This window comes from Arthrobacter sp. Soil_C_60 (assembly GCF_057656375.1).
The window spans coordinates 12,112-30,125 of the sequence record NZ_JBDGKM010000003.1 but is presented as its reverse complement, the minus strand read 5'-3'; the positions used below and the strand labels follow the sequence as shown (position 1 = coordinate 30,125).

Here is an 18,014-nt window from a genome sequence, read left to right as displayed (position 1 = left end):
CCATGGCATTGATCCTGCGCTACGCAGCGCGGTCGGATGTAGGCAAGTCCCGTTCCAAGAATGACGATTCCGCCTACGCCGGGCACCACCTGGCTGTTGTGGCAGATGGCATGGGCGGACACGCAGGCGGCGATGTCGCCTCCGCTTCGACGGTCCTGGACCTGGTCCATCTAGACCGCAGCGACCACGAGGACCCCGCCAACGTCCTCGCCGACGAAATCCAGACCGCCAACTCCATCCTCTCCGAGCTGGTGCAGACCAGCCCCAAGCTGGCCGGCATGGGCACCACGGTCACGGCGCTGCTGCTCCACGATGACCGGCTCGAGTTCGCGCACATCGGGGACTCGCGCGCCTACCGGCTGAAGAACGGCACCTTTGAACAGGTCAGCATCGACCATACCTTCGTCCAGCGGCTGATCGATGAGGGCCGGCTGCGCCCCGAAGAGGCGGAGGTGCACCCGCACCGCAATGTCCTGATGCGGGTTCTCGGCGATGTGGACGCCAGCCCGGAACTGGATCTGGCCTCGCACCCGGCCGAGGCCGGCGAGAAGTGGCTGCTGTCCTCGGACGGCCTCGACGCCGTCGTCCCGGACCACGTTATCGAGGACGCCGTCCGCTATTCGGATTCGCTCCAGGACACGGTGGACAGGCTCGTGGAGCTCACGCTCGAGGGCGGTGCCCCGGACAATGTCACTGTTGTCATGGTCGAAGTAGCGGAAGCGACCGAAGCAGATCTGGCCGCCGCAGCCGTCCGATTGAACACCCAGCCGGAGCCCGACGACGCCCTGATCGATGATGCTGCTGCCGTTCCCGCCGCCACCGCCTCCGCCGGCCGCCAAAATAACGACGACGGCACGGCCGCAGCCGCGTCGGTCGCCGATGATGCGGCGGACGCCGTAGACCTGTCCGGCAATCCGATCGGCGCGGTGCGGGCGGACTTGATCCGCCGCGAACTCTCGACCCGGCCGCACGTACTCGTAGGTGCCGCTGCCCTTGCCACGGAGACCGGCCAGATCCCGATCGTCACCCAGCACTCCACCCAGCGCCGTGCTGCCGCGCTGCTCACCCACAAGGCGCCTTCGGCCGAAAGCCCGGCCGACGATGAACCGGAGGAGTCCCTACGACGCGGCTGGATTGTGCCTGCTTTCCTCGCCGTGATGTCCATACTCCTGGTGGCAGTCCTGTGGTTCGGCTACCTCTGGACCCAGACCCAGTATTTTGTCAGCCAGTATGAGGGCCGGGTCGCGATCTATAATGGGGTCTCGCAGAACATCGGTCCCATCGAGTTGTCCCATCTGGACACCGCCTACAACATCCGGCTGGAGAGTCTGCCCGTGTACCAGCAGCAGCGGCTGAACTCCAGCATTCCGGCACGGGATCTGGAACATGCCGAAGAAATCGTGGAAAGCCTGCGGGTCACCAGCCGCCGGAACTGTCCTGATCCCGCGCCCACACCAACGCCTTCGCCGGGCGGCGAGAGGTCGACCTCCTCGCCCACTGAGTCCGCGTCCCCGACGGCGTCCCCGTCGCCGGAGACAGCGGAGTCGACGGCCAGGCCAACCGCTTCCGCCGCCGGCGGGACCTCTACACCCCAGCCGACGCCGACCATTCCGCCCGAATGCCTAGGTGGTCCCGTTGAGTGATATCACGACCGTCGCCAAGCCCCGCCGCAACGTTGAGTTGCTGCTGCTGATCCTTGCTCTCGCCGTCGGCGTAGGCGCGAACTTCCTCGTCGGACTGGACCAGGACCAAGCCCTTGACTCGGATTTCTTCGTCCAGGGGTCCACGCTCATCTTCCTAGTCTTCGCCGTGCATATAGTGCTGCGCATCCGGGCGAAATATGCCGATCCGATCATACTTCCTGTCGTGACCGCGATGAACGGCCTCGGTCTGGCCATGATCCACCGGATCGACATCGCGACCGGAGACCAGGCCGCCAACCGCCAGCTGCTGTGGACGGGCATGGCCATCGGTGTCCTCATCGCCGTGATCTGGCTGCTCCGCGACCACCGCGTCCTGCGCCGCTTTACCTACATTTCGCTCATCGTCAGCGCCGTCCTGCTGATGCTTCCGCTCCTGCCCGGCATCGGCATGGAGCTGAACGGCGCGCGGATCTGGATCAACCTCGGGTTCGCCACCTTCCAGCCAGGTGAAATTGCGAAGATCACCCTGGCTATATTCTTCGCCGGGTATCTATCCACCAACCGGGATCTGATCCTGCTGGCGGGCAAGAAGCTGGGCCCCCTGCAGCTGCCGCGCTGGAAAGACATGGGCCCCATGCTGGTCGCCTGGCTGGTCAGCATCGGCGTTTTGATTTTCCAGCGGGATCTCGGCTCGTCCATCCTTTTCTTCGGACTGTTCATGGCGATGATCTACATTGCCACCAGCCGCGTCAGCTGGATCCTGATCGGCCTGGTCATGATCGCGTTCGGCGGATTTGTCGCCTTCAAGCTCTTCCCGCATGTGACCGCCCGGATCGACGGCTGGCTCAACGCATTTGACCCGGAGGTCTACAACCGCATCGGCGGCAGTCACCAGATTGTCCAAGGCCTGTTCGGTCTGGCCAGCGGCGGTTTGACCGGAACCGGATTGGGCCAGGGACGGCCGGACCTCGTTACCTTCGCCAACAGCGACATGATCATTGCCGCGATGGGTGAAGAGCTCGGTCTCATCGGTTTGTCGGCCATTGTCATGCTTTACGTGTTGCTAGTCAGCCGCGGTATCCGCGCCGCCCTCGGCACCCGTGATTCCTTCGGCAAACTGCTCGCCACCGGCCTGTCCTTCACATTGGCGCTGCAGTGCTTTGTCGTCATCGGCGGCGTCACCCGCTTGATCCCGCTGACGGGCTTGACCACACCCTTTATGGCGGCCGGCGGCTCGTCCCTGCTCGCCAACTGGTTGATCATCGCGCTGCTGCTGCTGATTTCCGACGCCGCCCGTCGGCCCGCCATGACCGGTCCGATCAGCAGCGGCCGGCCGCCGCAGCGGGGCCTGGCGCGCATCAAAGCCCTGGGCAGCAAGCCCGCCAAGAACCAGGATCCGCACCGCACCGTGGAGGTGAAGAAGCCATGAACCAGGCCATCAGAAATACGTGGGTAGTCGCGATAGCCATGTTCGCGTTGCTCTTCGGCTCCCTGACCGTGGTGCAGTTCTTTGAGGCCGACGACCTCAATGCCAATGACTGGAACAGCCGCACGCTGTACAAGAACTTCGATAAGAACCGCGGCGCCATTCTGGTCGGCGGAGATCCCATTGTGGAGTCGGTTCCGTCCGACGACGAGTTCGAGTACCAGCGCGTCTACAACGAGCCCGAGCTCTATGCACCCATCACCGGGTTCTATTCGCTGGTCTACAGCGCCACGCAAATGGAAGCAGCCATGAACGAGGAGCTGTCGGGCAACAGCAACGACTTCTTCTATGACCGCATTCTGCAACTGTTCTCCGGGTCCCAAGTAGAAGGTGCTTCGGTGGAACTGACGCTGGATCCGGAGCTTCAGCAAATGGCGTTCGACATGATCCCCGACGGAATGAAGGGTTCGATCGTGGTGATGGAACCGGATACGGGAAACATCCTGGCCATGGCCTCCAAGCCCAGTTTCGACCCCAACCTACTGGCGGGACATAACACCGACGAAGTCACGTCGAACATGGCCCAGTTGGAGGAAGTGGCCGGTCTCTCGCCGTTCACCAATCCGGCCACCCAGAGCCTCCTGGCACCGGGCTCGGTCTTCAAACTGGTCGATACCGCAGCCGCCCTCGAGTCCGGCGAATACGACGCGGACAGCGAACTGGACAACCCGGCCGAACTGCCCCTGCCCGGGACCAATATCTCCCTGCCGAACTTTGTCAACGGCGGCTGCGCGGCCCGCACCACCGTTGATTTCTCCTTCGCTCTGGAACAGTCCTGCAACACGCCGTTCGCACAGATCGCCATGGACCTTGGCGAGGACGCGATTGCCGAGCAGGCTCAGAAGTTCGGCTTCGGCGAAGCCTACAAGATTCCGATTCCCGTCACCGCCAGCCAGTTCCCCACCGGCATGAGCGATGATCTGCTGGCCCAGGCCGCGATCGGCCAGTACGACGTCCGCGTGACTCCGCTCCAGGTCGCTATGGTGAGCGCTGCCATTGCCAATGACGGCGTCCTGATGAAGCCGAATCTTGTGCGCACAGTCCGTGCTCCCGATCTGCGGGTGCTTGACAGCCCGGAACCCGAGGAACTGCAGCGTTCCCTGTCCGCGGAGAACGCTGAGCTCATCCAGCAGTGGATGGTCAACGCCGTGGACCGTGGCATTGCCAACGGAGCCGCCATTCCCGGCGTCGAGGTTGCCGGTAAAACCGGAACCGCCGAGCTGATGGCCGGCAGCGAGGGCAATAACTCCTGGTTCACCGGGTTCGCTCCCGCCGATGACCCGGAAGCAGTAGTCAGCATCGTCATTGAAGACGTGAACCTGGCCACCGGTTCCCAACTGACTAGTCCGAACGCTCAGAAACTCCTAGAGGCGGTGTTAAATAAGTGAGGCCTACATCGGGTATCACCTTAGGCGGCAGATACCAGCTCACCGAACGTATCGCCATTGGCGGCATGGGTGAAGTCTGGAAGGCACAGGACAAGGTCCTTGGCCGCATTGTCGCCGTCAAAATCCTCAAAGAGGAGTACACCGGTGACCCGGGCTTCCTGAACCGCTTCCGGGCCGAAGCACGCCACACAGCACTGTTGAACCACGTGGGCATCGCCAACGTGTTCGATTACGGTGAAGAGGAGGGCTCCGCGTATCTGGTCATGGAGCTGGTTCCCGGCCAGCCGCTGTCCACGATCATCGAGCGCGAACGCGTGCTCTCGCCGGACCGTACCCTGTCACTGATCGCGCAGACCGCACGTGCCCTCGCCGTCGCACACGCCCAGGGCCTCGTGCACCGCGACATCAAGCCCGGAAACCTGCTGATCACACCGGACCGCCGGGTCAAGATCACCGACTTCGGCATCGCCCGGCTCGCCGACCAGGTTCCGCTGACAGCTACCGGCCAGGTCATGGGTACGGCACAGTATCTCGCGCCGGAACAGGCCACCGGCCAGACCGCCACCGGCCAGAGCGACATTTATTCGCTGGGCGTGATCGGCTACGAATGCCTCTCCGGCTCGCGCCCGTTCTCCGGTGAGTCCCAGATCGCCATTGCCCTGGCCCAGGTCAATGACACGCCGCCGCCGCTGCAGGAAAACCTGCCGCGCCCCATCCGCGCGCTGCTGATGTCCATGCTGGCCAAGGATCCCGCCGACCGTCCCGCCACGGCCGAGAAACTTGCCGAGGCAGCCGAGGCCATCCGCGCCGGCAATGTCCGCGCGGCCGAGGCCGCCGTTCCCGGCATGCTCCTTTTCGACGGCGGCGACGCGGCCACCAGCGCGGTTACTGCCCCGGTCCCTTCCGCAGGCACGGCTCCCACCCGGGCCGTCGACGCCGGCACTTCCCAGCTTCCTGCCGTCGGCGGTGCTGCCGCCGGCGCTGCAGCAGGGGCTGCGGCGGCTGGCGGCGTGGGCGCCGAGCGTGCCTGGACCGAAACTGATATTGACGACGACGGCGGAGTGCCGCCACAGGAGACGCGTAAGCGACGCAGTCCCTGGACCTGGCCGCTGATCGGATTGATCGCGCTGATCCTCTTCGCAGTCCTCGGCGCCTGGCTGGTCCCCATGCTTACCGCCACGAATGACGAGTCCACGCCGCCGCCGGCCGCGACGTCGTCGACAACCAGCCGGTCGGCTACTGCCACCACTACGGAAGCCACCGAGACCACACCCGCCCAGACCCCAGACGCACCGACAAACACGCCGGACCAACCCACGACGCCGGATACCGTCCAGCTCGTAGCGTCGAGTTTCCAGGGCCGCCCCTTCGACGAGGTCCGTGCACAGCTCGAGAACGACGGCTTCGGCGTTGTCGGCGATCCGGTGCAAAGCGACGTCCAGGAGGGCCTGGTGACCGATATCAGCCCGTCCGGCTCGGTGGAACCAGGCGCGACCATCACGGTGAGTTATTCCGAGGGCCCCGGCACCGTCGATATTCCGGGCGGCCTCTCGGGCCAGCCGGAGCAGCAGGTGCGCGAGTCCCTCCTGCAGCTCGGCCTGAATCCGCAGAACGGAGGCGAGGAGCCGAACGACGCTCCCGCAGGCACCGTGATCAGCATGGACCCGCCGCCGGGCACTGCCGTCCCGGAAGGCTCCACCGTCACGTACATCGTCTCTTCCGGTCCCGAACAAACCCAGGAGCCGGAAGAAACGCTCACCCTGCCGACAACCGTCCCGGACGGGGAGGGATAAGCGTTGTGAACAGTTGCGGACTGGAACATGGAAGGTAAGTACCCAGTGGAAGCGCCCCTGGTCCTGAACGGACGTTACGAGGTAGGTGAGCTCATTGGCCGTGGCGGCATGGCCGATGTGCACCTCGGTCGTGACGTTCGTCTGGGACGCACTGTGGCGATCAAGCAGTTGCGCCCTGATCTGGCCCGCGACCCCTCGTTCCAGTCGCGTTTCCGCCGGGAAGCGCAGGCCGTCGCCGGCCTGAACCATCCGGCTATCGTCGCCGTCTACGACACGGGCGAGCAGGAGCTCCCCGGCTCGGCCGCCCATGATGTCAAAGCACCCTTCATCGTTATGGAGTACGTCCGCGGCCGCACCCTCCGGGACCTGATCCGGTCGGGCGAACTGACCATCGAAAAGTCGGTCGATTATGCCCTGGGTGTGCTGGCGGCTCTGCAGTACAGCCACCGCTCCGGCATAGTGCACCGGGATATCAAGCCCGCCAACGTCATGGTGACGCCTGACGACCATGTGAAGGTCATGGACTTCGGCATCGCCCGTGCCCTCGCGGATTCCGCTGCGACGATGACGCAGACCCAGGCCGTCCTCGGTACCGCCCAGTACCTCTCGCCGGAGCAGGCACGCGGCGAAACGGTAGACGCCCGCAGCGATCTGTATTCTGCCGCCTGCCTGCTGTATGAAATGCTAGCCAGCCGACCTCCATTCATCGGAGACAGCCCTGTTTCCGTGGCCTACCAGCATGTCAGGGAACTCCCGGAACCGCCCAGCAGCTTCAACCGGGACGTCACTCCCGCCTTGGACTCAGTGTTGGCACGCGCACTGCAGAAAGACAAAACAGACCGTTTCCAGGACGCAGCCTCCTTCAGCGCGGCCCTCCAAGGCGCCCAAGAAGGAATCATGGTCGCTGCCGACGAGGCCCAGACCGAAGCGATGCCTGCGCAGAGCGCTCCGACTGCTGCCTTCACCGCCGCTCCTTTCCCCGTACCGGTAGGGACACCGGGCAGTAACGGCCCCAGCACGCCCGAAGCCGGCGAATCTCCCGACGAGCAATACGACACCGATGGGCTGGACCAAACCGGCCCCATCAATGCATCGCCCCACACGGCCGCCATCCCGATGGCGCTGCAGGTCGGCAACGAATCCGAAGAAGTCGATACGAGCCGCCGTACCCGGCGACGCGCTTGGACAACGGTGCTGGTGATCGCACTGGTGCTCCTGCTTGCTGGCGGTGGTTTTTACCTCTTCAACTACCTGCGCAACGCTGAGCCTGACATGGTCCCTGTACCTCCGGTGGCCGGCATGGAGCAGACGGAGGCTTCCAACACCATCTTCAACCACGGCTTGGTACCGCAGATCGAGTCCAGGTTCAGCGATGAAGTGCCTGAAGGCGAAGTCATCAGCACTGACCCCGAGGGCGGCACGGCGGCCCTGCCGGACAGCGAAGTCATCGTCTATGTCTCGCAGGGCAAGGAGTTCGTCACTATCCCGGAGGACTTCAGCGGCCGCACGGAAGGGGAAGTGCGGGACAAGCTTCGCCAGCTCGGTCTGGTACCGGGGGAGAACGTCTCGGCCAACAGTGCCGTAATTCCGAGCGGGAATGTCATCGCTACGGATCCCAAGGCCGGCGAAAAGGTCCGCACCGATTCCACGGTGGACCTGGTGATTTCAAATGGGCTGGTGACCGTGCCGGCTCTCCTCGACAAGACGGAGGAAGAGGCCATCAGCCTGCTCCAGGATGACCCCGCCGTCGCGTTGCCCTACCGGGTGGAGCAGGTGGAAAACGAGGTTGTCGAACCCGGCACCGTGACCGCGCAGAGCCATGCCGCCGGCAGCAACGTCCCCCAGGGCACCGAGATCGTCATTACGGTCGCAGTCGCGCCGGAGCCGGCTCCCGAACCGACGGAACCGGAGCCCACGGACCCGCCGACGGATTCGGATGACAACAACGGCAACAATAACGGCGATGACCGCGGCCGGGGAAATAACGACGGCGGCCGGGACGACAGCGGCAACGACGCCCGCGACGACAGCAACAGCCGCGCTGAGGACGGCTCGGACCTCCCGTTCCTCTAGGAGGCAGCCGGGTAACGCTACTTGGTGATCAGCGGGCTCAGGGTCGCTGCGCGCTCCGCTGCGCCTTCCATGCCCAGCGATTCCAGCCAGTTGCCCAGCATGAGGTAGCCGCCCTCGGTCAGAACGGACTCCGGGTGGAACTGGACGCCCCACAGCGGGGCTTCGCGGTGCGCCAGGCCCATGATGACCCCGCCTTCGGTTTCGGCGGTGATCTCGAGCTGCGCGGAAATTGTTTCCCGGACCGCAGCCAGCGAGTGGTAGCGCGTGGCGGTGAAAGGGCTAGGGACGCCTGCAAAGACGTTCTGGCCGCGGTGCAGTACCTGGGACGTCTTGCCGTGCATCAGCTCCGCTGCATGGGTCACCACGCCGCCGTAGGCCTCGGCCAGCGCCTGATGGCCCAGGCAGACGCCGAGCATCGGTTTGCTGTTCTCGCCGCACCAGCGGATCAGCTCCACGCAAACTCCCGCCTCGGCGGGGTTGCCGGGCCCGGGGGAGACCAGCACGCCGTCCCGCGCTCCGGCCAGCTCGATTGCTTCGGCCAGTGTCACGTCGTCGTTCCTGACAACGGTCGTCTCGGCTCCAAGCTGCTGCAGGTAGCCCACGAGGGTGTAGACAAAGCTGTCGTAGTTATCGACAACCAGGATGCGGGGAGTGGTGGTCATGATTATTCGATCGTGCCAATCGTGGAATCGGTGAGCGGGTTGAATTGCGAAAGCCAGGGGAAGACAAACTGCAAAAGCAGCAGGACCGCCCCGGCGATCAACAGGATGGATACAATGATCCGCATCCAGAGCGGCCCGGGCAAATGGCGGAAAATCCAGCCGTACATAATCAGCTCCCGCTTCCTGCCGGAGCGGCGGCGTACTCGGCCACGCGCTCGGCGATCTCAGCCGGCGGTCCGTCCGACATAGGCTGCCAGCTCTCCATCACTGCGTAGGCAATGATCCGTTCCGTGGCACCGAACCGTGGGTTACACGCAGTCATAGTCAGATACCGTTCCGTCGGTTCGGCCTCAGGCTTGGTGGGCACCGGAGCAATGACGTCCACGCGGTCCGGCATCACAATATGGTTGTTGCGGAAGGTGTACGTGTAGTAGCCGTCCTTGGTCTGCACATAGATTTTGTCGCCGGGAACCAGGGTATGGATCAGGTCCAATACTTGCCCGTGGGTCTGCCGGTGTCCGGCAACCGCGAAGTTCCCCACCCCGCCCGGCATCTGGGTACCCGGGTAATGGCCAAGACCCAGCGAGTCCAGCACATCAACCCCGACGCCGCTGGTTACCGGCCGGGCATGGTCCTCACCGAAGCGCGGCACATAGACGACGGCGAACGTCTCGCCGTATTCGGGCTTGTCCAGCACCGGCGGCTCGGCGTCATCGTTGTTTTCTTCCGCGCTATCCGCTTCCGGACTGGCAGACGGGGCAGCAGCGGCGGGCAGCTCGAATTCCTCGAAGAGCGAGGTGAGGGCCTCTTCCTGCTTCTGGTTGGACTCGATATTGGTCCACCACAATTCCCAGCCGACAAACAGCAGAGCCACCAGACCCAAGGTGATCAGCAGCTCGCCGACCACTTGGACGACAACCTGCACCGGTGACCTGCGCCCGCTGGCTTTTCGCCGTCGCCGGCGGCCCGGCACAGCAGAATCCACAGCGTCCGCCACGGCACCTCCAGGTTGGTGTTGCGGCCTTGCACTCCCGGCAGGAGCGGCGTGGTCACAACCGCAGAACAGTATTAGTAGACTAAACAGCTAGAACATGCTGATTAAAGGTCTCTCAAGCAGAATACCTTCTATAGTCGGCAGAGAATGTCCGCTACTGATGACAACCGCCGGTTTCCGCTGATGCTCCAGGCCGGTGAAGGAGGACCCATGCCAGAGTCGAAGCCCCGCAAAAGAAGCGAACGCAGGCCGCAGACGACGGCTGCGCCCGAGTACAAGCCGAACCCGGTGTGGTTCAAGCCGGTGATGTTCGGCCTGATGATCATCGGCTTGCTGTGGATCATCGTTTTCTACATCACCGAGGCGCAGTGGCCGATCGCCGCCGGCTCGTGGAACATCATGATCGGTTTCGGCATCGCCATCGCAGGCTTCCTGATGACCACCAAGTGGCGTTCGTAAAACCTTTCCAGACCGCGAGTTAAAAGCAGCGGCCGCCGGAGATAATTTCCGGCGGCCGCTGCTTTTTGAGTTTTGTTACGCCTTGCTCGCCTCGGCGACGGCGCTCACCGCAGCCGTGACCGCGGGGGCTACCCGCGGATCCAGCGGGCTGGGGACGATGTAGTCGGCGCTGAGGTCGCTGGCCGCGATGTCGGCGATGGCCTGGGCAGCGGCTACCTTCATTTCCGGGGTGATCTTCTTCGCACCGGAATCGAGGGCCCCGCGGAAGATACCGGGGAAGGCCAGCACGTTGTTGATCTGGTTCGGGAAGTCGCTGCGCCCGGTGGCCACGACTTTGGCGTACCGGCGGGCGATCTCGGGATGCACCTCCGGGTCCGGGTTGGACAGTGCGAAGACGATGGCGTCCTCGGACATCCCGGCGAGGTGCTCTTCGGGAATCGTTCCGGCCGAAACTCCGACGAACACGTCGGCGCCTTCGAGCGCTTCCGCGCTACCGCCGGTGGTCCCGCGCGGATTGGTGCGCTCGGCGTAGGTGGCCTTGATCCCGGACAGGTCCTGGCGGCCCGAATGGATGATGCCCTTGGAATCGAGGATGGTCACATCCCGGATACCGGCGGTCATCAGGATCTCGGCCACGGCGATGCCTGCCGCGCCGGCTCCGGAAACGACAACCTTCAGGGACGAGAGCTCCCGCTGGACGACCTTGGCTGCGTTGGTCAGGGCCGCCAGAACAACGACGGCGGTGCCGTGCTGGTCGTCATGCATCACCGGCATGTCCAGGGCTTCGATGAGGCGTTCTTCGATCTCGAAGCAGCGGGGTGCGGAAATGTCCTCGAGGTTGACGGCGCCGAAGCTCGAACGCAGCCGGACAACGGTCTCGACGATCTCGTCGACATCGGTGGATTCGATGACCAGCGGAATGGAGTCCAAGCCGGCGAATTTCTGGAACAGTGCTGCCTTGCCTTCCATCACCGGCAGGGACGCGCTGGCACCGATGTTGCCGAGCCCGAGGACGGCCGTGCCGTCGCTGACCACTGCGACGAGGCGGGAAGCCCAGGTGTACTTTTGGGCCAGTTCCGGTTCGGCGTGGATGGCACGGCTGACCTGTGCCACACCGGGGGTGTAGGCGATGGAGAGATCGCGCTTGTCATTGAGCGGAGCCGTCAGTCCGACCGAGAGCTTGCCGCCCTCATGGGCAGCGAAAATCTCTTCGGTTGTCAGCTCGATTGGCGTCGAGTTCACGGTTTCAGCAGTCACTTGTATGTCCTTTTCTGAGCATCCGGCGGTCCGGAAGAACGCATGGTGGTCGGGCATCACAGCACATGCATACAGGAGGCGGATCCTCTACCGGCGGGCCGTCGGGCTGTGCGCGGCGACGCTGGTGGCGGTATTACACGGCAAATCTTGCTCAACGTCGCCTGGCCTGTCGGCGACCGTCTTAGTTTCGGCTGGTCGAGCCGACACTGGTTTCATTACGTTACCGGATGGCGCACCACAGCAGCGGGCATGTTTCCCAAAAATTTCTCAATATTTCGCAATCTGCGGCCCAGCCGCTAGTGTTACGCGCCATCCCGGCTGGCGTGCCGGCCAACTGTGACTTCCGTTCCTGCCCGCCTCTACCGGCCCACGAATCATGGAGGAATCTCCAAGCCAGGGCGGCAAAATATTGCGGTTCGGCGAGTGTGGCCAAAGCATCCGGGATGGTTTCCAGTCTTCCTCCGGACGCCCGCAGCGGCAGCCTGCATTTCTCCAGCGACCACCAGTTCACGTCGTTCGAAGAGTCTCGCATGTGGGCGACGCTTGATTGTTTGTGAATCGCGCTCGAAAAGTACCAAAATTTGCAGTTTGCACAAGTTGTGCACGGAGTTATCCACAGGCGTGCATAACTTTGGGGGAAACTTTGCTTTGGTACCCCCAGAGTTGCCGCCGTTTCGCCACTTCGGACCCGAGACTTCCTCTTAATCACAGGGGTGTAAGTTATCCACGCTGTGCATAACTCCTGTGGATAACCACTGTGAAGATGTGAAAAAGGCTATGCGATGGATCTGCGAGTGGCTAAATGCGGTTCACTCGCGGGCACCCTATTGACTTTCGGCCCGGCCTACACTTCGCGGGCCTGTGGGTGACGACGGCGGGCCCTAGTTGAGTCCAGAACAGCAGAAGCGCGGGGTAATGAACCTGCGTCGTTCTACCGACACTGCGCAATTGTGCGGCTCTAACCGCTTGAGGGGACGGAGCGGCATTCTCTCGCGAGCGGACCTACGGCTCATGTTGGGGCGCGAAAAGTTATCCACAGTTCCCACACTCTGGTGGGGATACGCGTTCGATCATATGTTCTACTGTTGGTTTTGCGCCCCCAGACGAGTTATCCACAGAGGTTATGCACAACGGGGATAACTTACACACATGTAATTCCACAGCTGTGGATACTGCTACGACAGTGATCGCAGAATTTAAGCGGACTCAAGCGAGGAAGTTATGCACTCCTGTGGAAAACTCTGTGCACAACTGTGAACAACTTGGTCGGCGCTCTGAAGGAAGATCTGCTGCCCGGCTCGGCCCAACTTGCCGTGATATTTCCACAGGTCCGAGCACGGCTCTAAAAGCCGCAAACGCGCTTAAACGTGAAGGGCCGGCACCGCCGCGGTTGCAGCAGTACCGGCCCCGGGGCCTCTAGATTATTGGGGCAACGTGACCAGTGATGACCCGATCCACGTCAGGACGACCAGCAATACCGCAATGCCAGCAAGACCCGCCCATTGCAACCGCTGCTGGCTCCCGCCTCGAGGAACGAAGGCAATGGCGGCAGCAGCCAGCGCACCGGTAACCATGCCGCCGATGTGTGCCTGCCACGAGATGCCAGGGAAGAAGCTGATGGCAATATTGATGCCGATCAGCACCAGAATGCCGCGGACGTCCTGTTTGCGCTGCAGCTGCACGATCAACAGGGTTGTGAAAAGACCGAAGACGCCGCCGGAGGCGCCTACGACGCCTTGGTTTATTTCGCCGAGCAGGAGCACAGCGACCGAGCCGCCCCAGATCGATAGAAGGTACAGCGCCACGAACTTCAGACGTCCCAGCAACGGTTCGAGGTGTTGGCCGAAGATCCAGAGCGCATACATGTTAAACGCGATATGCAGGAGGAGACCCGTTGAATGCAGGAAGCCTGCAGTGATCATTCGCCACGGTTCGAAGGGCAGTCCAGGGATCTGGGCGGTGTAAAGCGGAGCATAAACAAGATTCGCCTGAATAACGCCGGGCAACACCCACTGCAGAATATAGATCGCAACACAAAGCCCGATGATGGTTAGCGTTACTACCGGCTTACCGGTTGTCACCGCTCCTCCATAAACCGTGCGCTGGGTCGGGAGGTTACGACCCTGTTCCCTGACACAGTCCACACACTGGATGCCGACCGCAGCCGTCCGCTGGCACTCGGGGCAAGTCGGTCGCCCGCAGCGCTGGCACCGGACATAGGAGATCCGGTCCGGATGGCGCGGACAGACGGGAACTTCGGATTGCGGCTGTTGCGCCGGCATCCCATAGGACATGAGGGGCGTCTCCTGGAGGAAAGCTGGTTAAGAAAAACGTCCCCGCCCGGACTCGGCCGGACGGGGATGATTGGGGTCTTAGAGCTGCTCGACCGTGATGTTGTTGATGACAACGTCTTCCAGCGGCTTGTCCCGCATGTCCGTAGCCACAGTGTTCAGTTTGTCCACAACCGCGCGCGAGGATTCATCGGTCACGTCGCCGAAGATGGTGTGCTTGCCTTGCAGCCAAGTGGTGGGGGTCGTCGTAATGAAGAACTGCGAGCCGTTCGTGCCGCGGCCACCCTGGAGGCCGGCGTTGGCCATCGCCAGCTTGTAGGGCTCGGTGAAGTCCAGATCGGGGTTGATCTCGTCGTCGAACTGGTAGCCCGGGCCTCCTACGCCCTGTCCGAGCGGATCTCCGCCCTGCAGCATGAAGTCCTTGATAATGCGGTGGAAGATGACGCCGTCGTAAAGGGGAGCGTTCGTTTCTTCGCCGGTCGCCGGGTGCTTCCAGGTGATGTCGCCCGTGGCGAGACCGATGAAATTCTTGACCGTCTTCGGGGCATGGTTGCCGAAGAGGTTGACCACGATGTCGCCGTGGTTGGTGTGAATGGTTGCTTTAGCTGTAGGAATAGCAGTCATAGAGCCATTCTTCCACGCGACCGCAAGGAAATTGCCAGCTGCGCCCGGTTCCGCGTTCAGTGAAAATACCTGTTATTCAGGGACCGGCATAGCACCTTGTCGCAGGCACGAAGTAGTCTGAGTGTGGACCGTCACCATCTCCGGGAGGTAGTAGTGAAGAAAACCGAACGTTTAGCCCGTGATCTAGAGGGCACCATCACCGTCGGTGTGGAAAATGCCCGTGATTGGGCCACTCCTCGGGTAGAGGCTGCGTTGAACTGGGCGGTGCCGCGTATCGAAAAGGGCATCGGAACAGCTTCTCCCAGAATCCAGGAGGGCATTCAGCGCGCCGCTCATGACCTGTCACAGGGTGTCTCAACAGTGACTCCCAAGATTCAGGCAGAGCTGGACAAGATTGCGCCGAAGATCGCCCAGATTGTCGATGAGGCTACTCCACGCATCCAGGGCACCCTGGACAAGGCAACCCCCACCATCACCCATGCACGGGACAAGGTCGTCGGCGAGTACATTCCGACTTTGTCCCAGCGGGTCGGCAGTGCGGGGGAGAACCTTTCGCGATCCCTCGACAAGTCCGCTGCAGTACAGGTCGTGGGGTCGAAGAAAATGATCCGCAAGGCCCAGAAGGCGGCTGCTGCATCCGCCAAGGAAGCTGCCAAGGAACTGAAGAAGCAGCAGAAGTCAGGCAAGGGCAAGGGCTGGCTCATTGCCGGCGTTATCGGTGCGGCTGCGGCTGCCGGTGTCGCCGCATGGCGGGCCTCCCGGCCGGTTGAAGATCCTTGGAAGACTCCGGTCACTCCGACCCCTACTCCGGTTCCCAACACTTCGGCCGCTCCGACTGCATCAACAGCCGAAGCGGCAGACACAGGAAAGCAAGCTGCCGCTGCCGCTTCTGCAACGTTGGCTGACAAAACTGCCGACGCCGCAGCAAGCGCTTCCGGTACCGCTAAGCACGCTGCCACAGCGGCAAAGGCAGACACGGACAAAGCCGCCGAAGCTGCCAAGGATTCAGTGGATCAGTCCGCCGAGGCCGCCAAGAACGCTGCCGATGCCTCGGCAGCCAAGACGACCTCCGCCGCGGAGGGCGCAGCACGGGTCGCTAATTCGGCAGCCCAGGATGCGGCTAAGGATAGCAACAAATAACGCATTTTCCACAGATGGTGAATGAGGTCCCTGCTTCGGCGGGGACCTCATTTTTTACTCCGGATGAATCCGCATTGATGCTGATAGATTCAGTCCCATGCAGACAGCGAAGCCGAGCGTTTCGATTGTAATTCCCGCCTTTAACGAAGAGTCGGTGATTCGACAGTGTCTTTTCGCCGCCATATCCCAGTCCGAACCTCCTGCCGAAATCATCGTTGTGGACAACAAATCCACCGATCGGACAGTCGAGCTCGTACGGCAGATGCAGGACGAATATCCGGACGCGCCCCTCATGCTGCTCTCCCAAGACCAGGCACAAGGCCTTATCCCGACCCGTAACTTCGGCCTGGACCATGCCACCGGCGAAGTGCTGGGGCGAATCGATGCCGACTCCATCCTGGAACCGGACTGGGTGGAACACCTCCAGAAGGCCTTTCTGGATCCTGAAGTCATGGCCGCCACCGGCCCGGTGCTCTACTACGACATGCCGTTGCGCCGCTTCGGCCTCCAAGCCGACGACCGGATGCGCAGGTTTGTGCTGAAGCTGGCGAAGAAGCAGTACCACTTTCTGTTCGGCTCCAACATGGCCATCCGCAGGGGAGCTTGGGAGATCATCCGCAATGAAGTGTGCCTCGACGAAGAAGACGAGATGCATGAGGATATTGATATCTCCGTCCACCTTGCCGAGCATGCATTGCGCATCCTGTACGTTCCCGAAATGATCAGCGGAATGTCCGCCCGCCGGCTGGAGGATTCGCCCAAGGACTATCGGTATTACGTGACGCGGTTCGACCGGACCTATAAGAACCACAAGATCAAACGACGGGTGCTGAGGGTCCCCACGCTGATCTTCATGAGCGTCTACTATCCGGCCAAAATCCTGCGCAGGGTCCATCAGGCCCGCACGAAACAGATGGTCCCGCGCGGCGGAATCTGATCATTCCGGTGGCGGTGCCGAAGGCCGGAGGGAAGCGGTCGAGCCTCGTCTCAGGCGGCCGTGCGCGGATCGGTTCTGGAACAGAACGACGACGGCAAGTCCCGCCATAATGAGGGCCAGGCCGAGGTATGTACCCCAGGGCAGAGCCTCCTGCAGGAACACGGCTGCCAAAATGGCTGCGCCAGGAATCTCCAGCAGGATGATCATGGAGACCACCAGAGGACTCAAAGTGGCGAGCAGGTAATTGAAGACGGTGTGTCCCATCAGCTGCGCGACAGCAGTCACGGCCAGAATGCCAATCCACGCTTCCGGTGGGAACGCCACAAGGGACTGCCCGGACACGAGGCACATTACCAGCAGAACGCCCGAACAGATCCCGTAGCACAGGGTGGTGTAGGTCCCGGTCGAGAGTGTCCGGCGCACTTGGCCTCCGGCGATCGTGTAAATGGCTGCCATGGCCCCGCCGATGACCGCAAGGACGTCTCCTGTGATGGCCTCAGCGGAAAGCTGCAGATCGAATCCGGAAATCACGACGACGCCGCCAAGGGCCAGCCCCAGGCCTACCAGTACCTGCGAAGCGGCGCGGATGCCCTGCAACAGGTTGAAAACAGCGATCCAGGCAGATTGGAGACATACCAGGGCGGTAGCAGCAGCAACGGAGGTCATCTGCAGTGCCGTGATGAAACAGGCGAAATGGAGGGCCAGCGCAAGGCCGGCAACGGCACACCACTTCAAGTCCGACGTCGTTAGCCGGCTGAATTCCTGCCGCCGCGTAAGGCCAGCGGGCACACCCATGACTAGGCCGCCAAGGAAGTTGCGCCAAAACGCAATGGCCAGCGCAGGTGCGGCCGTGGCAGCCATGATGGGGCCTGAAGCGGCGACACCAAGGACGCCCAGCGCAGCGAGGAAGAAAGTCACGTCCTCACCGTAAGGTGTGCAGGCGGCAAACTCCCAGTTGTCCTTCAACAAGGCGCAGATGCGGAAAGATCCCGGTCCTGATGGACCGGGATCTTTCTACTCGGTGGAGGCAAGGGGACTCGAACCCCTAACCCCCTGCTTGCAAAGCAGGTGCGCTACCAATTGCGCCATGCCCCCCGAAAGGAACCTCACCAGTATAACCTAGCGGGCTTCGGAGTTAATCAACCTTGTCGGTCGACTTGCTCCACGCGGATTTCTCCGCTTCGGATTCCTGCCACTTCTTGTAGACGACCGCACCTGCGAGTGCAGCTGCCAGAACCAGCAACTTCTTCACAGTGTCCTCCATAAG

16 protein-coding genes and 1 tRNA gene are annotated in these 18,014 nt (G+C 62.5%); 8 read left to right on the top strand and 9 right to left on the bottom strand.

The annotated features are described in order from the left end of the window. The first annotated feature begins 2 nt into the window (after positions 1-2). The 5 genes from AC3A4M_RS06880 to pknB are packed head-to-tail and all read left to right on the top strand — an operon-like array spanning position 3 to position 8,383. Complete coding sequence (locus AC3A4M_RS06880) at positions 3-1,643, top strand: PP2C family protein-serine/threonine phosphatase (protein WP_498734835.1); 1,641 nt, start codon at positions 3-5, stop codon at positions 1,641-1,643. Beyond that, positions 1,636-3,072, top strand: coding sequence for an FtsW/RodA/SpoVE family cell cycle protein (locus AC3A4M_RS06875; RefSeq protein WP_498734834.1), 1,437 nt, complete (start codon positions 1,636-1,638; stop codon positions 3,070-3,072). The genes AC3A4M_RS06880 and AC3A4M_RS06875 overlap by 8 nt, the downstream gene beginning before the upstream one ends. Then, positions 3,069-4,517 carry a peptidoglycan D,D-transpeptidase FtsI family protein gene (locus tag AC3A4M_RS06870; RefSeq protein ID WP_498734832.1) on the top strand — a complete coding sequence of 483 codons (1,449 nt, stop codon included), beginning with the start codon at positions 3,069-3,071 and terminating at the stop codon, positions 4,515-4,517. Before AC3A4M_RS06875 ends, AC3A4M_RS06870 begins: the two co-directional genes overlap by 4 nt. Continuing rightward, positions 4,514-6,310: a protein kinase domain-containing protein gene (locus tag AC3A4M_RS06865; RefSeq protein WP_498734830.1), complete on the top strand. Its 1,797-nt coding sequence runs from the start codon at positions 4,514-4,516 to the stop codon at positions 6,308-6,310. Before AC3A4M_RS06870 ends, AC3A4M_RS06865 begins: the two co-directional genes overlap by 4 nt. A 27-nt stretch (positions 6,311-6,337) precedes the next feature. Then, a complete protein-coding gene (gene pknB / locus AC3A4M_RS06860) occupies positions 6,338-8,383 on the top strand; it encodes a Stk1 family PASTA domain-containing Ser/Thr kinase (protein ID WP_498734829.1) in 2,046 nt (681 codons plus the stop codon). Between the two features lie 17 nt (positions 8,384-8,400). Here the strand turns inward: pknB and AC3A4M_RS06855 are convergent, their stop codons facing one another. From AC3A4M_RS06855 to AC3A4M_RS06845, 3 genes are read right to left on the bottom strand one after another with little or no spacing between them, the layout of a single operon-like run. Beyond that, on the bottom strand, positions 8,401-9,045 hold the full coding sequence (locus AC3A4M_RS06855) for an anthranilate synthase component II (RefSeq protein WP_498734827.1): 645 nt from the start codon (positions 9,043-9,045) through the stop codon (positions 8,401-8,403). 2 nt (positions 9,046-9,047) lie between these two features. Further along, the gene (locus AC3A4M_RS06850; RefSeq protein ID WP_498732881.1) at positions 9,048-9,212 is read right to left on the bottom strand and encodes a hypothetical protein; all 165 of its coding nucleotides are present in this window, start codon (positions 9,210-9,212) and stop codon (positions 9,048-9,050) included. A 2-nt stretch (positions 9,213-9,214) separates the two neighbouring features. Beyond that, positions 9,215-9,970, bottom strand: coding sequence for a class E sortase (locus tag AC3A4M_RS06845; RefSeq protein WP_498734825.1), 756 nt, complete (start codon positions 9,968-9,970; stop codon positions 9,215-9,217). Between the two features lie 279 nt (positions 9,971-10,249). Here AC3A4M_RS06845 and AC3A4M_RS06840 point away from each other — a divergent pair, with 279 nt between their 5' ends. Further along, complete coding sequence (locus AC3A4M_RS06840) at positions 10,250-10,498, top strand: cell division protein CrgA (protein ID WP_498734823.1); 249 nt, start codon at positions 10,250-10,252, stop codon at positions 10,496-10,498. 75 nt (positions 10,499-10,573) lie between these two features. Here the strand turns inward: AC3A4M_RS06840 and AC3A4M_RS06835 are convergent, their stop codons facing one another. From AC3A4M_RS06835 to AC3A4M_RS06825, 3 genes are all read right to left on the bottom strand, one after another. Further along, entirely contained in the window at positions 10,574-11,755 is a 1,182-nt protein-coding gene (locus AC3A4M_RS06835) for an NAD(P)-dependent malic enzyme (RefSeq protein ID WP_498734822.1), read from the bottom strand. Positions 11,756-13,176: 1,421 nt separating this feature from the next. Further along, entirely contained in the window at positions 13,177-13,836 is a 660-nt protein-coding gene (locus tag AC3A4M_RS06830) for a rhomboid family intramembrane serine protease (RefSeq protein ID WP_498732886.1), read from the bottom strand. 291 nt (positions 13,837-14,127) lie between these two features. Then, on the bottom strand, positions 14,128-14,670 hold the full coding sequence (locus tag AC3A4M_RS06825; RefSeq protein WP_498732887.1) for a peptidylprolyl isomerase: 543 nt from the start codon (positions 14,668-14,670) through the stop codon (positions 14,128-14,130). Between the two features lie 153 nt (positions 14,671-14,823). Here AC3A4M_RS06825 and AC3A4M_RS06820 point away from each other — a divergent pair, with 153 nt between their 5' ends. Together AC3A4M_RS06820 and AC3A4M_RS06815 are read left to right on the top strand one after the other, a co-directional pair. Further along, entirely contained in the window at positions 14,824-15,810 is a 987-nt protein-coding gene (locus AC3A4M_RS06820) for a hypothetical protein (protein ID WP_498734820.1), read from the top strand. A gap of 97 nt (positions 15,811-15,907) precedes the next feature. Next, complete coding sequence (locus AC3A4M_RS06815; protein ID WP_498734818.1) at positions 15,908-16,747, top strand: glycosyltransferase family 2 protein; 840 nt, start codon at positions 15,908-15,910, stop codon at positions 16,745-16,747. Here the strand turns inward: AC3A4M_RS06815 and AC3A4M_RS06810 are convergent, their stop codons facing one another. From AC3A4M_RS06810 to AC3A4M_RS06800, 3 genes are all read right to left on the bottom strand, one after another. Then, complete coding sequence (locus AC3A4M_RS06810; RefSeq protein WP_498734816.1) at positions 16,748-17,665, bottom strand: DMT family transporter; 918 nt, start codon at positions 17,663-17,665, stop codon at positions 16,748-16,750. A 104-nt stretch (positions 17,666-17,769) separates the two neighbouring features. Continuing rightward, a tRNA-Ala gene (locus AC3A4M_RS06805) sits at positions 17,770-17,842 on the bottom strand. 40 nt (positions 17,843-17,882) lie between these two features. Further along, entirely contained in the window at positions 17,883-17,999 is a 117-nt protein-coding gene (locus AC3A4M_RS06800; protein WP_240793188.1) for a DLW-39 family protein, read from the bottom strand. Positions 18,000-18,014: the final 15 nt, after the last annotated feature.

What these genes read in the sequence shown, in the direction of transcription:
- AC3A4M_RS06880 (WP_498734835.1), top strand. Translation starts at nt 3, where the DNA reads ATGGCATTGATCCTGCGCTACGCAGCGCGGTCGGATGTAGGCAAGTCC.
- AC3A4M_RS06870 (WP_498734832.1), top strand. Translation starts at nt 3,069, where the DNA reads ATGAACCAGGCCATCAGAAATACGTGGGTAGTCGCGATAGCCATGTTC.
- pknB (WP_498734829.1), top strand. Translation starts at nt 6,338, where the DNA reads ATGGAAGGTAAGTACCCAGTGGAAGCGCCCCTGGTCCTGAACGGACGT.
- AC3A4M_RS06855 (WP_498734827.1), bottom strand. Translation starts at nt 9,045, where the DNA reads ATGACCACCACTCCCCGCATCCTGGTTGTCGATAACTACGACAGCTTT.
- AC3A4M_RS06850 (WP_498732881.1), bottom strand. Translation starts at nt 9,212, where the DNA reads ATGTACGGCTGGATTTTCCGCCATTTGCCCGGGCCGCTCTGGATGCGG.
- AC3A4M_RS06840 (WP_498734823.1), top strand. Translation starts at nt 10,250, where the DNA reads ATGCCAGAGTCGAAGCCCCGCAAAAGAAGCGAACGCAGGCCGCAGACG.
- AC3A4M_RS06825 (WP_498732887.1), bottom strand. Translation starts at nt 14,670, where the DNA reads ATGACTGCTATTCCTACAGCTAAAGCAACCATTCACACCAACCACGGC.
- AC3A4M_RS06815 (WP_498734818.1), top strand. Translation starts at nt 15,908, where the DNA reads ATGCAGACAGCGAAGCCGAGCGTTTCGATTGTAATTCCCGCCTTTAAC.